Genomic DNA, 21,469 nt, shown 5'->3' with positions numbered 1-21,469 from the left:
CAGCAGTTGAGACGCTGATGTGTTACCCGGGGTGCGGGGGTTCGTAAAAGTGTGCGGCGGGATCAGTGGGGCGTCACGACTGCCGGTAGCCGCTCAGGAACCGTCCGATGCGGCTGATCGCGGACACGAGGTCGTCGGCGCGCGGCAGCGTGAGGATGCGGAAGTGGTCGGGGCGCGGCCAGTTGAAGCCGGTGCCCTGGACGACCTGGATCTTCTCGCGCAGCAGCAGGTCGAGGACGAAGCGCTCGTCGTCGTGGATGCCGTGCACCGACAGGTCGATGCGGGGGAACGCGTACAGCGCGCCGCGCGGCTTGACGCACGAGATGCCGGGGATGTCGTTCAGCGTGCGCCAGGCGACGTCGCGCTGCTCGTGCAGCCTGCCGCCCGGCAGGACGAGGTCCGTTATGCTCTGCCGCCCGCCGAGCGCGGCCTGGATGGCGTACTGGGCGGGCGCGTTGGCGCACAGCCGCATGGACGCCAGCATCGTCAGCCCCTCCAGGTAGTTCGCGGCGTGCCGGCGCGGCCCGGAGACGACGACCCAGCCGGAGCGGAACCCGGCGACGCGGTACGCCTTCGACAGGCCGCTGAACGTCAGGCACACCACGTCGGGGGCGAGGACGGCGGGGCTGAGGTGCTCGGCGTCGTCGTAGAGGATCTTGTCGTAGATCTCGTCGGAGAACACCATCAGGTGGTGGCGGCGGGCGAGGTCGAGGATGCCCTCCAGGATCTCGCGCGGATAGACCGCGCCCGTCGGGTTGTTGGGGCTGATGATCACGACGGCGCGGGTGCGGTCGGTGATCTTCGCCGCCATGTCGTCCAGGTCGGGGTACCAGTCGGCGGACTCGTCGCACACGTAGTGCACCGCCTTGCCGCCCGCGAGGGTCGTGACGGCGGTCCACAGGGGGAAGTCCGGGGCGGGGATGAGGATTTCGTCGCCGTCCTCGACCAGCGCCTGCACGGCCATGGAGACCAGCTCGGAGACGCCGTTGCCGAGGAACACGTCGTCCACCCCGACGTCGGTGAGGCCGCGTTCCTGGTAGTGCTGCGCGACGGCGCGGCGCGCGGGGAGGATGCCGCGCGAGTCGGTGTAGCCGTGCGCCTGGGGCAGCATCCTGATCATGTCCTGGAGGATCTCCTCCGGCGCCTCGAAGCCGAAGAGCGCGGGGTTGCCGGTGTTGAGGCGCAGCACGCTGTGCCCGGCCTCCTCCAGCGCGTCGGCGTGTTCGATGACCGGTCCGCGGATCTCGTAGCAGACGTCGGCGAGTTTGCTCGACTGCCGGAACTCCATGCGGCGACCTCCCAGTGCGTGCGTTACTTGGTTCTACCAAGTGATGACTTGGAAAGTCCAACCACATCTCTCTACACTCGCCCCATGCCACGCCGAAGCTATGACCAGTACTGCGCGCTCGCCCGTTCTCTCGACACGGTCGGTGACCGCTGGTCGCTGCTGATCGTGCGGGAGCTGCTGGCCGGGCCGCTGCGGTACACGGACCTGTGGACGGACCTGCCGGGCATCAGCACGGACATGCTGGCGTCGCGGCTGCGCGACCTGGAACGGGACGGCGTGCTGAGCCGCCGCAAGCTCCCCCCGCCCGCGACCGGCTCGGCGTACGAACTGACGGAACGCGGCGCCGCGTTGCTCCCCGTCCTCACCGCGCTCGCGGTGTGGGGCGGCCCCGCGCTCGGCACCGCGCGCCCGACCGACGCGGTGCGGGCCCACTGGTACGCGCTGCCCCTGCTGGCCCGCCTCGCCCCCCTGGCGGGCGACGAGTCCGGCGTGCTGGACATCACACTCCCCGACGGCACGTTCCACCTGCGCCTCGGCACCCTCCCACCCGGCACCCCCCTCTACGGCCGCGACCACTCCCCCACCGCAGCCGACGCGACACTGACCCTGTCCACACCGACCTGCCTCGCCCTGTCAGAAGGCACCCTCTCCCCCACCGAAGCCCTCACCTCGGGCGCCCTGACGGTGACAGGCGAGGGCCCACTGGCCGAATCACTCCGCAAACACGCCGCCATGTGATCGCCCGTTCCTCTGCCCTGCTGACACGCCGGACACCGCGCCGTATATTGCCTTCCACGTCTTTGACTGAGGGGGCAAAGCGTGGGGTGGGACGAGGAATGGGCGGAAATCCAGACGGCCTCGAATGCGGCGAATGATCATCCACGCGCGCTCGGGGCGGTACAGGACGTGAATTTCCCGCCCGGGGAGTTATACGCGTCCGCGTCGGCATCTGCCGAGGTGGAAGAGGAATTACGGCCGGTGCTGAACCGGGCGGTGGAGGACATCGCCGCAGCCGCCGCCGCGCTGCGCGCCTGGTCGATCGGCGAACAGCTTGCACCGAGCGGCGAAGGCTGGGGGGCCGCGCTGTCCGACCTCGCCGACAGGCTGCGCGAACACGCCGCCGGGCTTCGGATGGCGGCCACCGGGTCGAGCGCACTGGACGAGGAGATCCGGGAGCGGTTCCGGGGATGGGGCACCGTCTGATGCCCGAGTCCTTCCGCGAACTCCTCAACCAGGACTTCTCCCCGCTCGGCAGGGCTGTGACGTCCTGGCGCCGGCTGGGGGAGGCGTGCCGTACGGCGCACGACACCTCGACGGCCCGTGTGTCCGCGCCGCTCGAAGAGGCCGGCTGGGAGGGCGAAGCCGCGCGGAGCGGCCTCCACGCCATGCGGGTGACCCGCAGCATGCTGCTCACGGCGCAACGGAACGTCCTGCTGATCGCGGGCGTCATGCATCACGCCCGCGTCGGCATGCAGGCGGCACAGGAGCGCTTGCGGAACACCGTCGCGGAGGCGGAGGAGGCGGGGCATCGCGTCACTCCCTCCGGCACGGTCGAACCCCGGGCGACATCGCCCGCGTACCGGAACCTGCCCGACGAGGACATGGCCCTGCGGGACGCGGAGGAGGTCGCGGCATTCCGGGACCGCATCGCGGCGGCCCTCCAGGAGGCGCACGACGCGAGCGGCGAGGCATGGCGTGCGCTGCGGGAGATCGACTGGTTCACCCTGGACAAGGAATACGGCGCGCAGAGCGTTGAAGAGGCGGGGGAAAGGATCACCGGTGACATCGGCATCGGATTCGGCGAGTCCGACATTCCCACCGGTGAATCCGCGGAACGCGCGGCCGCGTGGTGGTCTCATCTCAACGCGGTGGACCGCGAACTGCTACTCGCCGCACACCCCCTGGAAATCGGAGCACTCGACGGCCTGCCGGCCCACATCCGCGACCAGGCCAACCGCGCTGCCCTGACCGCTCAGCTGGACGAATACCGGTTGAACGAGAGATCTCTCGGAATTCACGACGAGATCATCCACTCGGGCCTCACCCGGTTGCAGTCCACCCTGGACGCACGGGCGGACGCGCCCGAGGCCGAACGGCTCTACCTGCTCGGCTTCGGCACCGGCCAGGACGGCCGGGCCATCGTCGCCGAGGGCAACCCCGACACCGCCGCCCACACAGCCGTCATGGTCCCGGGCACAGGCAACGACCTGCACAACTTTCCGTCGCTGCTCAACAGATCGTCGGCCATGCGAGCGGCCGCAGAGGATCAAGAGCGCGGTTCGGTGGCAGTGATCTCATGGCTCGGATATGACGCACCAGAACTTTCCGACAGTGTCCTGACCCGGGAGCGTGCCGAGGACGGGGCAGCGGATCTACGCGACCTCACGGCTGGCCTACGCGCGGCGTACGAGAAAGAGAGCGGCCACCTCACCGTGATCGGTCACAGTTACGGGTCCACGACCGTGGGAGCGGCAGATGGCAGTGGTCGGGGTCTCGGCGCGGATGATGTCATCGTCGTCGGCAGCCCTGGCCTGACGGTGGACCGCGCGGACGACCTTCATGTGTCACCCGACCACCTGTGGGTGGGCGCTGCGGAGGATGACCTGGTGTCGAACCATCTTTCGGGGCTGACGCTCGGAGCTGCCCCACAGGAACCCGCGTTCGGGGCTCGGACGATGCCGGTGGACACCTCAGGACACAGCGGCTACTGGACAGGGGGAAGCCAGTCCTTGGAGAACATGGGCCGGATCATCGCCGGGGACCGACCGTTGAACGAGGTGCGGGAGCCGTGAAGCCGCTTGCCGGAGTACTCGTCGCTTTACTCGTGGGAGGGCTGTTGACCAGCTGTGGAGACGGCGGGAGTGGAGACGGGATCAACGACCCGCTGCCCCGGATGAGCGAGGAAGAGGCCGAGGAGTGGGCCGCCCATTGGACTGAGTCCATGGCGCGGACGGCCCAGGCCCGTATCGACATCGGCACAGTGCGAGCGCGATTTTTTCACTGTGTAGGGGAGAACTACGAGATGGCGGACGATGGGCGTTTCACCCACCGGTACTCCGTCTGGGCGGACATCGAACCGGAACGCCGGGCGGAAGCGGTGCGTGCGATCCGTGCCGACCTGGAGGAGCGAGGACTGGAAATCCAGGGCTATCGGTCCGACCCCTCGGAGGACCCCGCCAATGCGCTCGACGCCTGGCATCCGCAGGATCATCAAGGCGTCACGGTGCAGGACAGCGGCGCGTCCCAGTTGCTGTTCGTCGTCAAGACCCCGTGCCTACTGCCGCCGGGAGTCGAGCAGCAGCAGTTGTGAGGGGTCCTCCCGGTCAGCCGTCCGTGGTGGGGAAGCGCCAGGCGGGCAGCGCTTCCAGCGCCCTGACGCGTGCCTCGGCGACGGCGGCGCGGGCGGTGCGTTCCGCCGTGTCCCGGTGCGCGGCCTGGCTGGTCACCTGGCCGGGCCACTTGCGGTAGTACAGCCCCGCCTCCCTGATGAACCACCCGTCGCAGACGGTGTTCAGGGCCAGCAGGAGACCGGTGTCCTCCGAGGCCGGCAGCGCCATCCACCCTCCCAGGGCGAGCACCAGTCCGGTCCGCGCGCACATCGAGCCGGGGATGATGTGCGGGCGGTGGTCGTCGGCCCGCCAGTGCCGGAACACGGTGCCGCGCCGTATCGGGCCCTCGTCCGGGTCCTGGTCGAAGCTCAGAGTGGTGCCGTCCGGCAGCAGGTCGAACGCGCGGGAGGCGGTCCAGCCGATGTCCGGGCGCGCGGTGAGGACGGCCAGGTCGCGGGCGAGCGCCCCGGGGGCGAGTATGTCGTCGGAGTCGAGAACCTTGAGGTACGCGCCCTCGGCCCGTGCCAGGCCCATCGTCCGGGCGACCCCGGGTCCGCCGGGGCGGCCCTGGCCGAAGCTGATGCGGGGATCGTCGGGCACGGCCTGGGTGACGAGATCCGTCGCGCCGTCCTCCTGAATCACCCACTGCCATTCCCACCCGGCGGGAAGCTCCTGCGCGCGCAACGACTCGTACGCCTCGACGAGGAAGGGTGCACTGGGCGCGTGGACGGCGGTCACGACCGTCACGACCTGCGGCTTGTAGGTCATGACCAACGCTCCAGTGGGGTGACGAACCGCAGGCGGGTACGGTCCCCTGGCAGGATGATGTCCGACAGTTCCACCACCCGCCCCGTGGTGTCGACGCACTTCTTGCGCAGGTGGATGACCGCCATGCCGGGGGACATGCCGAGTTCCCGCGCCTCCTGGGGCGTGGGCGGACGGGCCGCGACGACCTCCTCGACGATCCGGTCCAACTCGATGCCCACGGTGCGCAGCTGGTTGTGGGTGCCGCCGGGCCACGGCTCGTTGGCCGCGTCGAGCAGCTTCGGATTGGCCGCCACCGTGTCCCGCACCAGGTAGGAGGAGGTCAGGTTGAACGGAGCCGGCTCGACGGCGTACCGGGTCCGGTACACACGCTCCAGGATGACCGTGCCGACCGGTACGTCGAACTGCCCGGCGAGTTCCTCGCCGGCCTCGATCTCGTGGTAGTCGGCGCTGAAGTCGAGATCGTCGACGGTCAGGCCGGTGTCACGCTCCGTCACACCGGTCCCGGCACGCACCTCCTCGCTCCGGCGCGCGCGGTTCTTCTCCCACTGGTGCCGCTCGTTGGTCCGCAGGACGGGGCGACGGGGGACGCGGACGAAGGTGCCCTTGCCGTGCCGCTTGTCGATCAGCCCTTCGGTCTGGAGTTCGGCCAGAGCCTGCCGGACGGTGGGCGCCCCCTTGCCGTAGGTGCGCCGCAGCTCCTCTTCCGACGGCAGCCGATCGCCCGGCCGCCACCGGCCGTCCTCGATCTTCCGCCGCAGGTCATCGGCGATGACCTCGTACGCCTTGGGCATGTCGTGCTCGCCATCGTCGAGGAACAGGGCCAAGCGCCTTCGTCCGCGATGCCGCCCCTCGACCCGCTCCTGTCCCCTCGGGATGTGCGCACCCGGGAGAACGGACGGCGCCGAGCGCGCTACCGCGCGACCAGCGTAACTGCCGCCCCATCAGACACGACCCGCCGCCGCGCCTCGGGCACTCGCTCCGCAGGTCTGCCGGACATCCCTTCTGCCCGTCCGCCGGCCGTCAACGGGCCCCTCCGGCAACCGGCTCCGCGCCGCTCAGCTCTCCGGCAATCCGATGAGCTTCTCCACAGCATGGATCATCCTTCTGAACGAGCGGCTCTTCTCTGAAGCCGTGGTCAAGTCAATCATGGAGGAGAACTTCGCTTGATGCAGCGTCTCCTTGTACGACTCGTTCATCATCGATTCCAGCTGAGCCTTCGCGTTGCGCTTCGCCTCCGGATTCGCTGGGGCGACAGCGTTGTCCCGGACTGCTGGATGACTCCGCAGGGAGTGCGCGGACGCGAGAAACCAAGCCTCATACTCGCGACAGGCGATCACCACCTCCACGGGCACCGAGAAATTGCCCGCCTGGGGCGCTATCAGACGAGCCAATTCCACGGGGCATTGAATATCGCTGTCGTCACCGTCTCGAACGATCAGCACTCCCCCTGGCCTGCCTTTGACCCGAACCTCCTGAAGTCGCACGGCCTTCGCCAGCTCATCGGGTTTGCGCATCCTCCCGGAGTCGAGCCGGAAAGGTTGAGCTACGTCGATCCAGATCGAGTGATCAGGAGCCGGCCCAACTCCACGTCGGCCGCAGCGATGCTCCTGTAGTGCCGTAGCCGCACACGGGTCAGTGAGAAGTAGTTGTCCTGCATGCGACCAGTCTGGCACCGGCTCGGTGAAAGTCCCGAGAACCCGGTCGGAGCATGCGGTGCGACACCTGCCGCCTTCGGCACCTCGGCGGCCTTCGTCCCCGTTGGCCCCCGAACCACCCCATGCCGCTGCGACCTGCGGTCGAGCAGCGGCGGGAGAAGAGGCCGTGACGAGAATCGAACTCGTGTAACTCGCTTTGCAGGCGAGCCCCTGAACCACTCGGGCACACGGCCGTGTGCGGGGTGCGTCGTGATGACTCTCGCCTGTTGTGGGGGGTGCGTCAACGGGGGGTGGGGGGTGCTCATGTGATTGGCATGGGGGGCAATGGGCCGTCATGTGCCGTTCATCAGGAGCGCATCAGCAGCTGGAGTTCGAACGAGTAGCGCGACGCCCGGTAGAGGTGCGTGCCGTGTTCCACGACGTGGCCCTTGTCGTCGAAGGCCGTGCGGGTCATGTACAGCAGTGGCGCGCCCGGGGGTTCGGCGAGCAGGTGGGCTTCCTCCGGTGTCGCCGCGCGGGCGCCGATGGTCTGGCGGGCGCTGTGCAGCGTCGTCCCGGCCATGCGCAGCAGGCGGTAGAGGCCGGTGGCCTCCAGGTCGGCGGCGGCCGGGCGCAGGAGGTGGGCCGGGAGGTGGTTGGTCAGGTACGCGATGGGCTCGTCGCCGGTGAGGCGCAGGCGTTCCATCCGCAGGACGTCGTCGCCCTCCGCGAGGCCGAGGGCCGCCGCAGGACCGGCGGCGGCCGGGACGACGCCGAGGGCGAGGACGCGGGTCGCGGGGCGGCGGCCCGCCGACGCCAGGTCGTCGTAGAGGCTGCTCAGTTCGAGCGAACGGCGCACCTCGGTGTGGACGACCTGTGTGCCGACGCCCCGGCGGCGCACCAGGAGGCCCTTGTCCACCAGGGCCGAGATGGCCTGCCGGACGGTCGGCCGCGACAGGCCGAGGCGTCCGGCGAGGTCGATCTCGTTCCCCAGCAGTGATCCCGGGGGCAGGTCGCCGCGTCCGATGGCGGCTTCGAGCTGCTGGGAGAGCTGGAAGTACAGCGGCACCGGGCTGGTGCGGTCGATGCTGAACTGCACGTCCACGAGCGGCCTTTCCCTTGGTACCGGCACAGCGTATCGGCGTCAGCGGCGGTAGCGGCGCGGCATGTCGATCATGTCCACGGCGACCCGGCGGCCGATGCGCTGGGCCTCCGTCCCGGCCGCGCAGGCGGCGGCGACGGCGTACCCGTCCCACGTGCTCGCGCCCGTGACCTCGCCCCGCCGCGTCGCGTCCACCCAGGCGCGGACCTCGCGGTCGTACGCGTCGGCGAAGCGCGTCAGGTAGTGCTGGTCGACCGGCCCGCCCCAGCGGCCCGCCGCGTTCACGAGCATGCCGTGCGCGTCGCCGATGCGGGCCGTGCCGCGTTCGCACACCGCCTCGGCCTGCACCTGGTAGCCGAAGCCGCTGCCCGCGAAGATCTCGACGTCCACGACGGCGCCGCCGTCCGTCTCGAAGACGACGAGCTGCGGGTCGCCGAGACCGGCGTGCGCGTGCGCGCTCGGGGTGGGGCGGAAGACCTGGACGGCCGTGATCTCCTGGCCGAGGAGCCAGCGGGCGGCGTCGAACTCGTGCGCCACCGAGTCGTTGATCAGCGACGCGTCGGTGAAGTACGGGGGCACGGAGACGTTGCGGTGGCGGCAGTGCATCAGCAGCGTACGGCCCAGCTCGCCGCTCGCGAGGAGCGCGGCGAGCTGGACGTACTCGCTGTCGTACCGCCGCATGAAGCCGACCTGCACGCGGCGCGAGCCGAGCTTCTCCTCCGCCGCCAGTACGCGCAGCGCGCCCTCGGGGTCGGGGGTGAGGGGCTTTTCGCACAGGACGGGCAGGCCCCGGTCGAGCGCGGTGAGCAGCGCCGCCTCGTGGGCGGGCCCCGGTGAGGCGATGAGGACGGCGTCCACGCCGGGCGCGGCCATCGCGGCGGCCGGGTCGGTGTGCGCGGCGCAGCCCTCGATCGGGCCGGCCAGCTCCCGCGCGCGGTCGCCGTCGGTGTCGGCGACGGCGGCCACGCGGGCGCCCGCGACGGCGTGGTCGAGGCGGCGGACGTGGTCGGCCCCCATCGTTCCTGCGCCGATCACGGCGACGCCGAGGGGGGCGGTGTGGTGCGTCATGGTCACGTTCCTCGTGCGGGTGGGTGGGGCGGGGCGGGGCGGGGAAAGGCGGGCGGGGTCAGGCGCCGCAGGCGGACAGGAAGCGGCGCGTGCGGCTGGCGATGGGCAGCGGCTGGTCGGGCAGGCACGGGTACATGTCCTGCTCGACGATGGCGAACAGCTCCACGTCCCGGTCCGTGCCGAGGGCCTGCGCCGCCGCCAGCACCGGCGGCAGGTCGGGCACCCCGGCGGGCGGCTCGCTGAACACGCCGCGCCGCACGGCCGGGCCGAACGGCAGCTTCTCCGCCCGCACTTCGGCCAGCACCGCCGGGTTCACCTGTTTGAGGTGGAGGTAGCCGACGCGTTCGCCGTAGGTGCGGATCAGCTGGAGGGTGTCGCCGCCGCAGTACGCGTAGTGCCCGGTGTCGAGGCACAGGGCGACGTCCTCGGGGTCTGTGGCGTCGAGGAAACGGGCGACGGCCTCCTCGCCGTCGATGTGCGTGTCCGCGTGCGGGTGGACGACGATCCGCAGGCCGAACGTGTCGCGGACGGCGCGCCCGAGGCGTTCCATCCCGGCGGCGAGGTCGGCGGTCTGCTCGGCGGTCAGCCGGTCGGACTCCAGCGGCGCGCCCGTCACCTGGTCGCGCCAGAACTCGGGTATGACGACGAGGTGCCGCGCGCCCGTCGCCTTCGCGAGGCGCGCGACGCCCGACACGTGCTCCCACGTCCCGTCCCAGACGGCCGGGCCGCGGTGCAGGGCGGTGAAGACGGTCCCGGCGGAGACGCGCAGGCCGCGGCGGTCCAGCTCGTCGCGCAGGACGGCCGGGTCGGTGGGGAGGTAGCCGTACGGGCCCAGCTCGACCCACTCGTACCCGGCGGTGGAGACCTCGTCCAGGAAGCGCTGCCAGGGCACCTGCTGGGGGTCGTCGGCGAACCACACGCCCCAGGAGTCGGGGGCGGAGCCGACGCGGATGCGGTCCAGTGCTGTGCTCATCTGTCCGTGCTCCTGTTCTGTCGCGCGGGGGCGCCCTGGGGTGCGGGCGCGGCGAGTTCGTGGCGGAGGGCGTCCAGGTCGGCGCCGCCGGCCATGTGGCCGGTCAGCTCGGGCAGCGTCACCGCGTCGCGGCCAGCGCTCAGTTCGACCTCGCCGAGGCGCAGCACCGTGAAGTGGTCGCCGACGAGGTACGCGTGGTGCGGGTTGTGCGTGACGAGGACGACGCCGAGGCCGCGGTCGCGCGCGGCGGCGACGTACCGCAGGACGACGCCCGACTGCTTGACGCCGAGGGCCGCCGTCGGCTCGTCCAGGACGAGGACGCGCGCCCCGAAGTGGACGGCGCGCGCGATGGCCACGGACTGCCGCTGCCCGCCGGACAGCGAGCCGACGGGCTGGTCGAGGTCGTCGAGGGCGATGCCCATGCCGCGCAGTTCCTCGTCGGCGACGCGCTTCATGCGCGGGATGTCGAGGCGCTGGAACGGGCCGCGTCCGCGCGTCAGTTCGCGGGCGAGGAAGAAGTTGCGCCACACGGGCATCAGCGGGAGCGTGGCGAGGTCCTGGTGGACGGTGGCGATGCCCAGGTCCATGGCCTGCCGGGGGGAGGCGAGGCGTACGGGGGCGCCGTCCACGCGCAGTTCGCCCTCGGTGTGGCGGTGGAGGCCGGAAACGACCTTGATCAGCGTGGACTTGCCCGCGCCGTTGTCGCCGAGGACGCAGCTGACGCGTCCTGGTGTGATCGTGAGGTCCACGCCGCGCAGGGCGCGCACGGGGCCGTACGAGACGCCGACGCCGGAGAGTTCGACAAGGGGGTCAGGGTGAGTCATGGCGTTCACCTCCTGGTGGCCTGGCGGCGTATCCACAGGTTGAACAGGACGGCGAGCAGCAGCATCGCGCCGAGGAAGAAGGAGAACCAGTCGGGCTCCCAGTCGGCGTAGACGATGCCCTGCGACGCCATGCCGAAGAGGAACGCGCCGACGACGGGCCCGGCGACCGAGCCGTAGCCGCCGGTGAGCAGGCAGCCGCCGATGACGGCCGCCGCGATGTACAGCAGCTCGTTGCCCACGCCGCCGCCCGACTGGACGGTGTTGAACGCGAACAGGTGGTGCATGCCGACGAACCAGGCGGCGAAGCCGACCGTCATGAACAGCGTGACGCGGACGAACGTGACCGGCACCCCGGCCGCCCGCGCCGCCGCCGCGTCCCCGCCGACCGCGAACACCCAGCTGCCGAAGCGCGTCCGCAGCAGCACCCAGCTCGCGAGCGCGGCAAAGCCGAGCCACCACAGCACGGTGACGCGCAGGTGCGTCCCGCCGATGGTGAGCGTGGAGGAGAACACCGCCTCGGCCGCCGGGAATCCCTCCATGTCGCGGATGGAGTCGGTCGCGACGTTTCCCGTGACGGTCTTGGTGATCGCGATGTTGAGGCCCTGGAGCATCAGGAAGGTCGCGAGGGTGACGAGGAAGCTGGGCAGCCGGGTGCGGACCAGCAGGAAGCCGTTGAACGCGCCGATGGCGAGGGAGAGGACGAGCGCGGCGAGCACGCCCGACCAGACGTTCAGCGTGAACTGGAACGCGACCATGCTCGCCGTCAGCGAGGACGTCACGACGGCGACGCCCGCCGACAGGTCGAACTCGCCGCCGATCATCAGCAGCGCCACGGCGACGGCCATGATGCCGAGCGTGGACGACTGGTAGAGGACGGTCGCGAGCGAGTCGAACTGCCGGAAGGGCGGCGCGACGGCCCAGAAGAGGAGGTAGACGGCGACCGCCCCGGCGAGGGCGCCCGTGCCGGGGCGGGCGAGGGCGCGGCGCAGCGCGGCGGGGGCGCGGGAGGCGGCGGGGGGCGCCGCGGCGGCGGTCACCGGGTGCCGTTCTCGATGTAGTCGGCGATGTCCTCCAGGCTGTCGCCGTCCACGAAGGCGGGGCCGGTGAGGACGGGTTCCTCGCCGCCGCCGCTGACGTTGCCGTTGAAGCGGTGCAGCCACAGCGCGTCGATCGCGAGGTAGCCCTGGAGGTACGGCTGCTGGTCGACGGCGAACGCGATGTCGCCGTCCCTGATGGCCGTCGCCAGCTCGGGGTTGAGGTCGAACGTGGCGATGCCCGCGTCGCTGCCCGCGTCCTCGACCGACCCGACGGCGGCGAGGGCGAAGGGCGCGCCGAGCGCGACGACGTAGTCGATCGAGCTGTCCTGCCGCAGGCGCGCCTCGACGGTGGAGCGCACGGACGGCATGTCGGTGCCGTCCACGTAGAGCGTCTCCAGCTCGCCCTCGAAGGTCTCGGCGACACCGGCGCAGCGCTGCTCCTGCGAGACGTTGCCCTGCTCGTGGACGACGCAGACGCCGTGCTCGGCGCCGAGGTCGTTGAGCCGGTCGCCGAAGGCGCGGCCGGTGACGGACTCGTCCTGCCCGAAGTACGACAGCAGGCCCGCCTCGCGCCAGGAGGGCAGGCCCGCGTTGAGGCCCACGACGGGGATGCCCGCGTCCTGGGCGCGGGCTATGGCGCCGGAGAGCGCCTCGGGGTCGGGCATGGTGAGGGCGATGCCGTCGACGTCCTGGTCCACGGCGTTCTCGATGAGCGCGGCCTGCTCGGCGGCGGACGGGTCGCCCGCGTAGATCAGTTCGGCGTTGTCCTTGTCGGCGGCCTGTTCCGCGCCCTTGCGGACGGTGTCCCAGAACGTGTCGCCCGGCGCGCCGTGGGTGATCAGCGCGACGGTGATGCGCGGGGTGTCGGCGCGCCCTGCGGCGGCGGCCTCCTCGGCGCGTTCCCTGGCGGCGCGTCCGCCGGTGTCGCTGGTGCAGCCGGCGAGGAGCAGCGCGCCCGCGGCGCACGCGGCCGCGAGCGCGACGGGTCTGGTCCGTTGCATCGTCCGTACCTCACTTCGCTGTGAGAGAGCCGGGCTGTGAGAGAGCCGGGAGAGGGGGCAGGTGGTGGAACGGAGCAAACCGTCCGGGAGGGGGGACTGTCAATAGGTTGTCAGGACAACATGTCAATCACACGTGCGCGTTGCTGTCTTTATGTCAGTACAAACCATTGACACCCGGCCCGGCACCGGCCGAACCTGGGGGCACGGCACCGGTACGCGAGCGAAGGAGCAGCGGCTGTGGACGTCATCACCATGGGTCGTATCGGAGTCGATATCTACCCGCTCCAGACGGGTGTCCCTCTGGCGCGCGTCGAATCCTTCGGGAAGTTCCTGGGCGGTTCGGCGACGAACGTGGCGGTGGCGGCGGCGCGGCTGGGGCGTTCGGCGGCGGTCGTCACGCGGACGGGGCTCGACCCGTTCGGCGACTACTGCCGGGAGGCGCTGGCGGACTTCGGCGTGGACGCGCGCTGGGCGACGGGCGTGCCGGGGCCGCCGACGCCCGTCACGTTCTGCGAGATCTTTCCGCCCGATCACTTCCCGCTGTACTTCTACCGCTATCCGAAAGCACCCGATCTCGAACTGCGCGCGGACGAACTCGACATGGATGCCATCGCCGGGGCACGCGTCTTCTGGATGACGGGCACCGGCCTGTGTGCCGAGCCGAGCCGTACGGCGACCCTCGCCGCCCTCGCCGCCCGGCACGCGGCGGGCGGCGGCACCGCCACCGTCTTCGACCTCGACTGGCGGCCGATGTTCTGGCCGGACGGCGACCCCGGCGCCGCACGCCCCCACTACCGCGCCGCCCTCGCCCACGCGACCGTCGCCGTGGGCAACCTGGCCGAGTGCCGCGTCGCCACCGGCGCGCACACCCCGCGCGAGTGCGCCGACGCGCTCCTGGCCGCCGGGGTCGGACTGGCCGTCGTCAAGCAGGGCCCGGACGGCGTGCTCGCCGCGCACCGCGACGGCACGGTGGCCCACGTGCCGCCGCACCCGGTCGAGGTGGTCAACGGCCTCGGCGCGGGAGACGCGTTCGGCGGCGCCCTGTGCCACGGCCTGCTGGCCGGCTGGGACCCGGCGCGCACCGTGCGCTACGCCAACGCCGCCGGGGCCATCGTCGCGGGGCGGCTCGCCTGCTCCACCGCGATGCCCTACCCCGAGGAGGTGGAGGCGCTGCTGGCCGGCGCCTCCCGTGAGGAGCAGGTGTGACGATCCCCCTCGCCGATCTCCCGCTGGTGCGCAGCCGCCACCCGGAGGCCGTCGCCGAGGCCGCCGCGCGGCGCGCCCGCCGCCCCCTCCTGGGCGCCACGGGACGGCTGCTGATCGTCGCCGCCGACCACCCGGCGCGCGGCGCGCTGGCCGTCGGCGGCAGGCCGCTGGCCATGGCCGACCGCTACGAGCTGCTGGAACGGCTGCTGACCGCCCTCGCCCAGCCGGGCGTGGACGGCGTGCTGGCCACCGCCGACGTCCTGGAGGACCTGCTGCTCCTCGGAGCGCTGGAGAACCGGGTCGTCATGGGCTCGATGAACCGCGGCGGCCTGGCGGGAGCGGCGTTCGAACTGGACGACCGCTTCACGGGGATGCGCGCCCAGGACATCGAGCGCCGGGGCTTCGACGCGGGGAAGCTGCTGCTGCGCATCGACCGCTCCGACGCCGGTTCGGTCGCGACGATGGAGGCGGCGGCGCGCGCGGTGGACGCCATGGCGGAACGGCGGCTCCCGGTCTTCGTCGAGCCGTTCCTGTGCCGCAGGCGGCCGGGCGAGCGGCCGGTGAGCGACCTGGGCGCGGCGGCCGTCATGACGTCGATGGCCATCGCGTCGGGCCTCGGCGGCACCTCCGCGTACACCTGGCTGAAGGTCCCCGTGACGGACGACGCGCAGACCGACCCCGAGGCCATGGAACGGGTCCTGTCCGCGTCCACCCTGCCCGCCGTCCTGCTGGGCGGCGACGTGCGCGGCGACCCGGACGCGATGTACGAGCGGTGGCGCGCGGCGCTGCGGCTGCCGGGCGTGCGCGGTCTCGTCGTCGGGCGGTCGCTGCTGTACCCGCCGGACGGCGACGTGGCGAAGGCCGTCCGCACCGCCGCGTCGCTGCTGTGACGCTTCTGCTGTGACGCCGCTGCTGTGCATTCACCCACCGCGCGAGAGGAGCGCCCCATGTCCGGCACCAGTGACCTCCATCTGCCCGCCGGGACGGCCGCGTCAGGCCCGTACCTGCTGGACGTCTCGCCCGCCACGGCCGGGTGGGCGTACTCGTCGCTGCGCGTCCTGCGGCTCGCGCCCGGCGGGAGCCACACGTACGCCGCCGGGGACAGCGAGTGGATCGTGCTGCCGCTGGCGGGCGGCTGCGAGGTGACGGCGGACGGGGAGACGTTCGCGCTCACCGGGCGGCGGGACGTCTTCGCGGGCGTCAGCGACTTCGCGTACGTGCCGCGTCGCGCGGAGGTGACGGTCACCTCGGCGGGCGGCGGGCGGTTCGCGCTGGCCGGGGCGCGCTGCGAGCGGCGGCTCCCGGCGCGGTACGGACCGGCGGGCGGGGTGCCGGTCGAGCTGCGCGGCGCCGGGGTGTGCTCGCGGCAGGTCAACAACTTCGCGGCGGCCGGGGTGTTCGCGGCGGACCGGCTGATCGCCGTCGAGGTGCTGACCCCGGGCGGCAACTGGTCGTCGTACCCGCCGCACAAGCACGACGCGTCGCGGCCGGGCGAGGAGTCCCGGCTTGAGGAGGTCTACTACTTCGAGATCGCCGACTCCCCCGCCGGGACACCGGGCGCCGGCTACCAGCGCGTGTCCCCGTCGGGGCACGGGCCGGGCAGCGACGTGCTGGCGGAGGTGCGCGGCGGGGACGCCGTGCTGATCCCGGACGGCTGGCATGGGCCTGCGATGGCGGCTCCGGGGCACGACATGTACTACCTCAACGTCATGGCGGGGCCCGACCCGGACCGCGCCTGGCTGATCCAGGACCACCCGGACCACGCGTGGCTGCGCGACACCTGGCGGGACACGCCGGTGGACCCACGGCTGCCGCTGTACGGGACGCCCGCCCCGCAGGGAGAGGAGACCGACCGGTGAGCAGTATCCGCCTGACAGTGGCGCAGGCGCTCGTACGGTTCCTGGCCGCGCAGTACAGCGAGCGGGACGGGGAGCGGCATCGGCTGATCGAGGCGTGCTGGGGGATCTTCGGTCACGGGAACGTGGCGGGTATCGGACAGGCACTCGTGGAGAACGGGCAGGGCGCGGGGGCGCCGCTGCCGTACCTCCAGGGCCGCAGCGAACAGGCCATGGTGCACGCGGCCGTAGGGTTCGCGCGGCAGCGCGACCGGTTGTCCGCGCAGGCCGTCACGACATCGATCGGGCCCGGCGCGACCAACCTCGTCACCGGCGCCGCGCTCGCCACCGTCAACCGGCTGCCCGTGCTGCTGCTGCCGGGCGACACGTTCGCGACCCGCCCCGCCGACCCCGTGCTCCAGCAGCTCGAACACCCGGACGCGGGCGACATCTCGGTGAACGACGCGCTGCGGCCCGTCAGCCGCTGGTTCGACCGTGTCCACAGGCCCGAGGCGCTGATCCCCGCCGCGCTGCACGCGATGCGCGTCCTCACCGACCCCGCGAAGACCGGCGCCGTCACCCTCGCGCTGCCGCAGGACGTACAGGCCGAGGCGTACGCGTGGCCCGAGGAGTTCTTCGCCGAACGCGTCTGGCACATCCCGCGCCCCGCCCCCGACGCGGACGCCCTGGCCCAGGTGGCGGACGCCGTACGCGCCGCCCACCGCCCGCTGCTGGTCGCGGGCGGCGGCGTGCACCACAGCCGCGCCGAGGACGCCCTGCGCGCGCTCGCCGACGCGACCGGCATCCCCGTCGCGTCCACCCAGGCGGGCAAGGGCTCACTGGGCCACGACCACCCCTGCGACGTGGGCGGCATCGGCCACACCGGCACCGCCGTCGCCGACGACCTCGCCCGTACGGCCGACCTGGTGCTCGGCGTCGGCACCCGCTGGACCGATTTCACCACCGCGTCCGGCACCCTCTTCCAACACCCCGGCGTGCGCTTCGCCAGCCTCACCGTCTCCGCGGACGACGCGCACAAGATGGCGGGCTTGCCCCTCGTCGCCGACGCCCGCGCCGGACTCGACGCACTGACCGCCGCTCTCGCCGGACACCACGTCACCGACGCGTACCGCGAGGAGTACGCGGCGGGCTGTGCCGCGTGGGCGGACGTCACCACATCGGTGCTGCTGCCCGCCGACGACCAGGCGCCGCCCACCCAGCCGCAGGTCCTCGGCGCGCTGGCCGCCGTCGTGGGGGACGACGACGTGATCATCAACGCCGCGGGCTCCCTCCCCGGCGACCTGCACCGTTACTGGCGCGCCCGCTCGCCCCGGCAGTACCACGTGGAGTACGGCTACTCCTGTATGGGCTACGAGATCCCCGCCGCCATCGGCGTCCGGCTCGCCGCGCCCGACCGCACGGTCTGGGCGCTGGTCGGCGACGGCACGTACCTGATGGGCCCCACCGAACTGGTGACGGCCGTGCAGGAGGGCGTCCCCGTGAAGCTCGTGCTGCTCCAGAACCACGGGTACGCCTCCATCGGCGGCCTGTCCGAGCAGACCGGCGCCGAGCGCTTCGGCACCGCCTACCGCTTCCGCGCGGCGGACGGCTCGTACACCGGCGACCCGCTGCCCGTCGATCTGGCGGCCAACGCCGCGTCGTTCGGCCTGCGGGTGCTGCGCGCCCGTACGTGGGCCGAGCTGCGCGCCGCCCTCGCGCGGGCACGCGACGAGCCCGGCCCGGTGTGCGTGTACGTCGAGACCGACCCCACGCCGTCGGGCCCGCCGCCACAGGCCTGGTGGGACGTGCCGGTGGCGGGGACGTCGGAACGGCCCGCCGCGCGGGCGGCGCGGACGGCGTACGAACGGGCGGTACGCGACCGCCGCCACCACCTCTGAGAGCCCCCTTCCTCGACCGCCTCCCTTCGACCGCCTCCCTTCGACCGCCTCCCTTCGACCGCCTCCCTTCGACCGCCTCCCTTCGACCGCTGAGGACGCACCGCATGACCGACACGCACACCATCGGCCACTTCATCGGCCACTTCATCGACAACCGCGCCGTGCCCGGCACGTCCGGCCGCACCGGCCCGGTCTTCGACCCGGCCACCGGTGCACGCGCGCGGGAGGTGGCGCTCGCCTCGGCCGGCGAGGTGGACGCGGCGGTGGCGTCGGCGCTCGCGGCGTACCGCGCGGGCTGGGGCACCGCGTCCCTCGCGCGCCGCACGGCGCTGCTGTTCCGCTACCGCGCGCTGCTCGACGAGCGGCGCGACGAGCTGGCCGCGCTGATCACGACGGAGCACGGCAAGGTGCGCTCCGACGCGCTGGGCGAGGTGGCGCGCGGCCTGGAGATCGTGGAACTGGCCTGCGGCATCGCGGAGAAGCTGAAGGGGCAGCTGTCCACGGAGGTCTCGACGGGCGTGGACGTCGCGTCGCTGCGGCAGCCGCTGGGGGTGGTGGCGGGCATCACGCCGTTCAACTTCCCGGCGATGGTGCCGCTGTGGATGTTCCCGCTGGCCGTGGCGTGCGGGAACACGTTCGTCCTCAAGCCGAGCGAGAAGGACCCGTCCGCCGGGACGCTGCTGGCGGCGCTGGCGGCCGAGGCGGGCTTCCCGCCCGGGGTGCTGAACGTGGTGAACGGCGACCGGGAGGCCGTGGACCGGCTGCTGGCCCACCCGGACGTCGCGGCCGTCAGCTTCGTCGGCTCGACGCCGGTGGCGGCGGCGGTGCACCGCACGGCCACCGAGCACGGCAAGCGCGTGCAGGCGCTCGGCGGCGCGAAGAACCACATGCTGGTGCTGCCCGACGCGGACCTGGACGTGGCGGCGGACGGCGCGGTCGGCGCGGCGTACGGGTCGGCGGGCGAGCGGTGCATGGCCGTCTCGGTCGTGGTCGCGGTGGGCGAGGAGACGGCGGACGGCCTGGTGGCGCGGATCGCCGAACGGGCGCGCGCGCTGCGGATCGGGCCCGGCGACGACCCGGCGTCCGAGATGGGGCCGCTCATCACGGCCGAGCACCGCGACGCGGTGGAGGGGTACGTCACGGGCGCGCTGGAGCAGGGCGCGGAACTCGTCGTGGACGGCGCCGGCCTGACGGTGCCGGGGCACGAGGACGGTTTCTTCCTGGGCGTCTCGCTGCTCGACCGGGTGTCCCCTGACATGGACGCCTACCGGGACGAGATCTTCGGGCCGGTGCTGTGCGTCGTGCGGGTCGCGGACTACGCCGAGGCGATCGCGCTGATCAACGCGTCACGCTGGGGCAACGGCGCGGCCGTCTTCACGCGGGACGGCGGCGCGGCGCGGCGCTTCCAGCTGGAGGTGGCCGCCGGGATGGTGGGCGTGAACGTGCCGATCCCGGTGCCGGTGGGCTACCACTCGTTCGGCGGCTGGAAGGACTCGCTCTTCGGCGACCACCACGTGTACGGCGACGACGGCGTGCGGTTCTACACCCGGGGCAAGGTGGTGACGACGCGGTGGCCCGACCCGGCGGACGGCGGGGTGGACCTGGGTTTCCCGCAGCACAGGTAGGCGGGGCTCGCCGGGCGGGTGCGACGGGCGGGTGCGACGGGCGGGCGGGGCCGGTAAGGGGCGCGTGGCGGTGGTCACGGCCTGGCGTGTAGCGGTTTCGCCGGGATCTTTCCAGGTCGGCCACGGATGTCACCATGACGCGGGCCGCCCGTCACAGCTGGCCGACAGACCCTGACCCGCCTCCCGGCGCGTCGTTCTCCGGGGCGGGACTGACGTGCCGTCAGGAACCGCCGTCAGGAACCGCCGCCCGGCGGACCGCCGAGGGAGGAGCGAGGAGATGACGCAGCAGGGGATGACGCAACCGGGCCTGTGGTCCTACAAGGAGATCGCCGCCCACATCCGGGTGCAGCCGGACACCGTGCGCTCCTACCGCAAGCACGGCCTGCTCCCGCCACCCGATGTGGTGGAGCGGGGCAGGCCGTTCTGGTATCCGGACACGATCAGGGAGTGGGTCACGCGCCGCCCGGGGCATCGGGGACGCAGGGCGTAGGGGCGGGGACGGGGCGCGGGCCACCGGGGGAACCGTCGTTCCCCTCCCGGGGGCCGGCGTCGCCGCCGCAGCGGCTGAGGAGTTGGGCGACGGCGGCCACGACGAGGGAGACGCCGGTGCCGATGAAGAGGGAGGGCCAGGCGCCGCCGAGGGCGGAGCCGCCCCAGTAGCCGATGCCCACGCTGTAGGAGGCCCAGATGAGTTCGGCGATCCCGGCGCCGAGGAGGTAGCGGCGGGCCGGGTAGCCGACCACGGCGGCGGTCAGGCCGCCGACGACCCGGCCGCTGGGGACGAAGCGCACGCCGATGACGAACGGGAGTCCGTACGCCTGCATCCGGCTCGCCGTCCACTCCAGGGCGGCGCTGCGGCGGGGGGTGCGGTGCAGCCAGCGCAGGGCGCGGCGGCTGCCGAGCAGGCCGCAGCCGTAGATGATCGCGTCACCGGCGAGGGCGCTGCCGGCGACGACGAACAGCACCATCGGCAGGCTCATGTCGCCGGACTGCGCGAGCGCTCCGGCGGAGGCGATGAGGGCGGCGTTGGGCACCAAGGGGGGCGCGGTGGTGAGGGCGAGCAGCACGTACATCCACAGTGCGCCGTCCATGCGTTCGTCCGTTCCTTCTGCGGGGTTTCCCCCGGTGAATCAACCTGTCAATCAAAGCTGACATGTGAGACGTGGCGCAGTGAACATCTTTTCATCATGACCAGGGACCGGCGCGGGTTTTCCCCGAGCCGCCGGGTGGCGCACCCCCGTGACGGACTCGGGGTTCCCCCGCACGCCGCCCCCGACGGACGCACCGTTCCCTCACTCTGACGGGCGTTCAGACCTCGTTCCACCGCGCTTCCTCCAATGCCGCGCGCCGAATGCCGTGGGATACGCGCAGAGACATCGCCCCCCATCCCTGAGTGACGCGGCGCGGGGCGGCGGGGTTGAGAGGGCGAGCGGGGGCACGGGCGGGCGGGACGCCCGCCCACCTATACCCCTGCGGGGTATATAATCCCGACAGGAGCGGGGGACAGGACGTGAAGGGAATGAGGACGCGATGAGCACCGTCACCTACCAGGTCTCCGGAATGACCTGTGCCCACTGTGAGAAAAGTGTGTCCGAGGAGGTCTCGGCGCTGCCGGGCGTCCGCGACGTGACGGCCGCCGCCGCGACGGGCCTGGTCACCGTGACGGCGGACGAGCCGCTGGACGACGAGGCGGTGCGCGGCGCCGTGGACGAGGCGGGGTACGACCTCGTCGGCCGCGCCTGATCCGGGCGCGCGACGCCTCCGTTCCGGGGGCGCGCACGACGCGCCGCGCGCCGCCGGACGGGAGCGCGCACACCCCGTGACCAGCGTGTACGCAGACACGCGCCCCGGGCGCGCCGCTACCGAACGGTGCGCCCGGGG

At 72.4% G+C, this 21,469-nt stretch carries 22 protein-coding genes and 1 tRNA gene; 11 read left to right on the top strand and 12 right to left on the bottom strand.

Going from position 1 to position 21,469, the window contains the following annotated elements:
- Nucleotides 1-73: 73 nt before the first annotated feature.
- A complete protein-coding gene (locus ACL02R_RS12540) occupies nucleotides 74-1,288 on the bottom strand; it encodes a pyridoxal phosphate-dependent aminotransferase (protein ID WP_412796935.1) in 1,215 nt (404 codons plus the stop codon).
- An 84-nt stretch (nucleotides 1,289-1,372) separates the two neighbouring features.
- Here ACL02R_RS12540 and ACL02R_RS12535 point away from each other — a divergent pair, with 84 nt between their 5' ends.
- From ACL02R_RS12535 to ACL02R_RS12520, 4 genes are all read left to right on the top strand, one after another.
- Nucleotides 1,373-2,026 (top strand): winged helix-turn-helix transcriptional regulator, encoded by a 654-nt coding sequence (locus tag ACL02R_RS12535; RefSeq protein ID WP_412796934.1) that lies wholly within the window; start codon nucleotides 1,373-1,375, stop codon nucleotides 2,024-2,026.
- 81 nt (nucleotides 2,027-2,107) lie between these two features.
- Nucleotides 2,108-2,491 carry a hypothetical protein gene (locus ACL02R_RS12530; RefSeq protein ID WP_412796933.1) on the top strand — a complete coding sequence of 128 codons (384 nt, stop codon included), beginning with the start codon at nucleotides 2,108-2,110 and terminating at the stop codon, nucleotides 2,489-2,491.
- Entirely contained in the window at nucleotides 2,491-4,080 is a 1,590-nt protein-coding gene (locus tag ACL02R_RS12525) for an alpha/beta hydrolase (protein ID WP_412796932.1), read from the top strand. The genes ACL02R_RS12530 and ACL02R_RS12525 overlap by 1 nt, the downstream gene beginning before the upstream one ends.
- A gap of 101 nt (nucleotides 4,081-4,181) precedes the next feature.
- Complete coding sequence (locus ACL02R_RS12520) at nucleotides 4,182-4,598, top strand: hypothetical protein (RefSeq protein ID WP_412796931.1); 417 nt, start codon at nucleotides 4,182-4,184, stop codon at nucleotides 4,596-4,598.
- A 13-nt stretch (nucleotides 4,599-4,611) separates the two neighbouring features.
- On the opposite strand, the gene ACL02R_RS12515 is transcribed toward ACL02R_RS12520, so the two are convergent.
- From ACL02R_RS12515 to ACL02R_RS12470, 10 genes are all read right to left on the bottom strand, one after another.
- Complete coding sequence (locus tag ACL02R_RS12515; RefSeq protein ID WP_412796930.1) at nucleotides 4,612-5,385, bottom strand: glycosyltransferase family 2 protein; 774 nt, start codon at nucleotides 5,383-5,385, stop codon at nucleotides 4,612-4,614.
- Nucleotides 5,382-6,176, bottom strand: coding sequence for a GntR family transcriptional regulator (locus ACL02R_RS12510; RefSeq protein WP_412796995.1), 795 nt, complete (start codon nucleotides 6,174-6,176; stop codon nucleotides 5,382-5,384). Before ACL02R_RS12510 ends, ACL02R_RS12515 begins: the two co-directional genes overlap by 4 nt.
- A gap of 264 nt (nucleotides 6,177-6,440) precedes the next feature.
- Nucleotides 6,441-6,899 (bottom strand): DUF4276 family protein, encoded by a 459-nt coding sequence (locus ACL02R_RS12505; protein ID WP_412796929.1) that lies wholly within the window; start codon nucleotides 6,897-6,899, stop codon nucleotides 6,441-6,443.
- Between the two features lie 302 nt (nucleotides 6,900-7,201).
- Nucleotides 7,202-7,273, bottom strand: a tRNA-Cys gene (locus ACL02R_RS12500).
- Between the two features lie 113 nt (nucleotides 7,274-7,386).
- Complete coding sequence (locus ACL02R_RS12495; protein ID WP_412796928.1) at nucleotides 7,387-8,124, bottom strand: GntR family transcriptional regulator; 738 nt, start codon at nucleotides 8,122-8,124, stop codon at nucleotides 7,387-7,389.
- Nucleotides 8,125-8,163: 39 nt separating this feature from the next.
- Nucleotides 8,164-9,189, bottom strand: a complete 1,026-nt coding sequence (locus ACL02R_RS12490; protein ID WP_412796927.1) for a Gfo/Idh/MocA family protein — start codon at nucleotides 9,187-9,189, stop codon at nucleotides 8,164-8,166.
- A 58-nt stretch (nucleotides 9,190-9,247) separates the two neighbouring features.
- Nucleotides 9,248-10,162, bottom strand: a complete 915-nt coding sequence (locus ACL02R_RS12485) for a sugar phosphate isomerase/epimerase family protein (protein WP_412796926.1) — start codon at nucleotides 10,160-10,162, stop codon at nucleotides 9,248-9,250.
- Nucleotides 10,159-10,986, bottom strand: coding sequence for an ATP-binding cassette domain-containing protein (locus tag ACL02R_RS12480; RefSeq protein ID WP_412796925.1), 828 nt, complete (start codon nucleotides 10,984-10,986; stop codon nucleotides 10,159-10,161). Before ACL02R_RS12480 ends, ACL02R_RS12485 begins: the two co-directional genes overlap by 4 nt.
- Before the next feature lie 5 nt (nucleotides 10,987-10,991).
- Nucleotides 10,992-12,023, bottom strand: coding sequence for an ABC transporter permease (locus tag ACL02R_RS12475; protein WP_412796924.1), 1,032 nt, complete (start codon nucleotides 12,021-12,023; stop codon nucleotides 10,992-10,994).
- Nucleotides 12,020-13,024 carry a substrate-binding domain-containing protein gene (locus ACL02R_RS12470; protein ID WP_412796923.1) on the bottom strand — a complete coding sequence of 335 codons (1,005 nt, stop codon included), beginning with the start codon at nucleotides 13,022-13,024 and terminating at the stop codon, nucleotides 12,020-12,022. The genes ACL02R_RS12475 and ACL02R_RS12470 overlap by 4 nt, the downstream gene beginning before the upstream one ends.
- A 252-nt stretch (nucleotides 13,025-13,276) precedes the next feature.
- Between ACL02R_RS12470 and iolC the strand changes: the two genes are divergently transcribed.
- The 6 genes from iolC (at nucleotide 13,277) to ACL02R_RS12440 (ending at nucleotide 20,078) form a co-directional block, all read left to right on the top strand.
- A complete protein-coding gene (iolC, locus tag ACL02R_RS12465; RefSeq protein ID WP_412796994.1) occupies nucleotides 13,277-14,230 on the top strand; it encodes a 5-dehydro-2-deoxygluconokinase in 954 nt (317 codons plus the stop codon).
- Nucleotides 14,227-15,120 (top strand): deoxyribose-phosphate aldolase, encoded by an 894-nt coding sequence (locus ACL02R_RS12460; RefSeq protein WP_412796922.1) that lies wholly within the window; start codon nucleotides 14,227-14,229, stop codon nucleotides 15,118-15,120. Before iolC ends, ACL02R_RS12460 begins: the two co-directional genes overlap by 4 nt.
- A 57-nt stretch (nucleotides 15,121-15,177) precedes the next feature.
- Complete coding sequence (iolB, locus tag ACL02R_RS12455) at nucleotides 15,178-16,089, top strand: 5-deoxy-glucuronate isomerase (protein WP_412796921.1); 912 nt, start codon at nucleotides 15,178-15,180, stop codon at nucleotides 16,087-16,089.
- Nucleotides 16,086-17,963, top strand: a complete 1,878-nt coding sequence (gene iolD, locus ACL02R_RS12450; RefSeq protein WP_412796920.1) for a 3D-(3,5/4)-trihydroxycyclohexane-1,2-dione acylhydrolase (decyclizing) — start codon at nucleotides 16,086-16,088, stop codon at nucleotides 17,961-17,963. The genes iolB and iolD overlap by 4 nt, the downstream gene beginning before the upstream one ends.
- 104 nt (nucleotides 17,964-18,067) lie before the next feature.
- A complete protein-coding gene (locus ACL02R_RS12445) occupies nucleotides 18,068-19,588 on the top strand; it encodes a CoA-acylating methylmalonate-semialdehyde dehydrogenase (protein WP_412796919.1) in 1,521 nt (506 codons plus the stop codon).
- 292 nt (nucleotides 19,589-19,880) lie between these two features.
- Entirely contained in the window at nucleotides 19,881-20,078 is a 198-nt protein-coding gene (locus ACL02R_RS12440) for a MerR family transcriptional regulator (RefSeq protein WP_362964789.1), read from the top strand.
- Here the strand turns inward: ACL02R_RS12440 and ACL02R_RS12435 are convergent.
- On the bottom strand, nucleotides 20,041-20,679 hold the full coding sequence (locus tag ACL02R_RS12435) for a DedA family protein (RefSeq protein ID WP_412796918.1): 639 nt from the start codon (nucleotides 20,677-20,679) through the stop codon (nucleotides 20,041-20,043). The two genes, ACL02R_RS12440 and ACL02R_RS12435, sit on opposite strands and share 38 nt — an antisense overlap.
- 439 nt (nucleotides 20,680-21,118) lie before the next feature.
- Between ACL02R_RS12435 and ACL02R_RS12430 the strand changes: the two genes are divergently transcribed.
- Nucleotides 21,119-21,331, top strand: coding sequence for a heavy-metal-associated domain-containing protein (locus ACL02R_RS12430; RefSeq protein ID WP_362964711.1), 213 nt, complete (start codon nucleotides 21,119-21,121; stop codon nucleotides 21,329-21,331).
- Nucleotides 21,332-21,469: the final 138 nt, after the last annotated feature.

The organism is Streptomyces sp. MS19, assembly GCF_047200595.1.
GTDB lineage: Bacteria > Actinomycetota > Actinomycetes > Streptomycetales > Streptomycetaceae > Streptomyces.
The sequence above is the reverse complement of the archived record's forward strand: the minus strand, read 5'-3'. Positions and strand labels throughout refer to the sequence as shown.

What these genes read in the sequence shown, in the direction of transcription:
- ACL02R_RS12540 (WP_412796935.1), bottom strand. Translation starts at nt 1,288, where the DNA reads ATGGAGTTCCGGCAGTCGAGCAAACTCGCCGACGTCTGCTACGAGATC.
- ACL02R_RS12535 (WP_412796934.1), top strand. Translation starts at nt 1,373, where the DNA reads ATGCCACGCCGAAGCTATGACCAGTACTGCGCGCTCGCCCGTTCTCTC.
- ACL02R_RS12525 (WP_412796932.1), top strand. Translation starts at nt 2,491, where the DNA reads ATGCCCGAGTCCTTCCGCGAACTCCTCAACCAGGACTTCTCCCCGCTC.
- ACL02R_RS12520 (WP_412796931.1), top strand. Translation starts at nt 4,182, where the DNA reads ATGAGCGAGGAAGAGGCCGAGGAGTGGGCCGCCCATTGGACTGAGTCC.
- ACL02R_RS12515 (WP_412796930.1), bottom strand. Translation starts at nt 5,385, where the DNA reads ATGACCTACAAGCCGCAGGTCGTGACGGTCGTGACCGCCGTCCACGCG.
- ACL02R_RS12510 (WP_412796995.1), bottom strand. Translation starts at nt 6,176, where the DNA reads ATGCCCAAGGCGTACGAGGTCATCGCCGATGACCTGCGGCGGAAGATC.
- ACL02R_RS12505 (WP_412796929.1), bottom strand. Translation starts at nt 6,899, where the DNA reads ATGCGCAAACCCGATGAGCTGGCGAAGGCCGTGCGACTTCAGGAGGTT.
- ACL02R_RS12490 (WP_412796927.1), bottom strand. Translation starts at nt 9,189, where the DNA reads ATGACGCACCACACCGCCCCCCTCGGCGTCGCCGTGATCGGCGCAGGA.
- ACL02R_RS12485 (WP_412796926.1), bottom strand. Translation starts at nt 10,162, where the DNA reads ATGAGCACAGCACTGGACCGCATCCGCGTCGGCTCCGCCCCCGACTCC.
- ACL02R_RS12480 (WP_412796925.1), bottom strand. Translation starts at nt 10,986, where the DNA reads ATGACTCACCCTGACCCCCTTGTCGAACTCTCCGGCGTCGGCGTCTCG.
- ACL02R_RS12470 (WP_412796923.1), bottom strand. Translation starts at nt 13,024, where the DNA reads ATGCAACGGACCAGACCCGTCGCGCTCGCGGCCGCGTGCGCCGCGGGC.
- iolC (WP_412796994.1), top strand. Translation starts at nt 13,277, where the DNA reads ATGGGTCGTATCGGAGTCGATATCTACCCGCTCCAGACGGGTGTCCCT.
- iolB (WP_412796921.1), top strand. Translation starts at nt 15,178, where the DNA reads ATGTCCGGCACCAGTGACCTCCATCTGCCCGCCGGGACGGCCGCGTCA.
- ACL02R_RS12445 (WP_412796919.1), top strand. Translation starts at nt 18,068, where the DNA reads ATGACCGACACGCACACCATCGGCCACTTCATCGGCCACTTCATCGAC.
- ACL02R_RS12440 (WP_362964789.1), top strand. Translation starts at nt 19,881, where the DNA reads ATGACGCAACCGGGCCTGTGGTCCTACAAGGAGATCGCCGCCCACATC.
- ACL02R_RS12435 (WP_412796918.1), bottom strand. Translation starts at nt 20,679, where the DNA reads ATGGACGGCGCACTGTGGATGTACGTGCTGCTCGCCCTCACCACCGCG.
- ACL02R_RS12430 (WP_362964711.1), top strand. Translation starts at nt 21,119, where the DNA reads ATGAGCACCGTCACCTACCAGGTCTCCGGAATGACCTGTGCCCACTGT.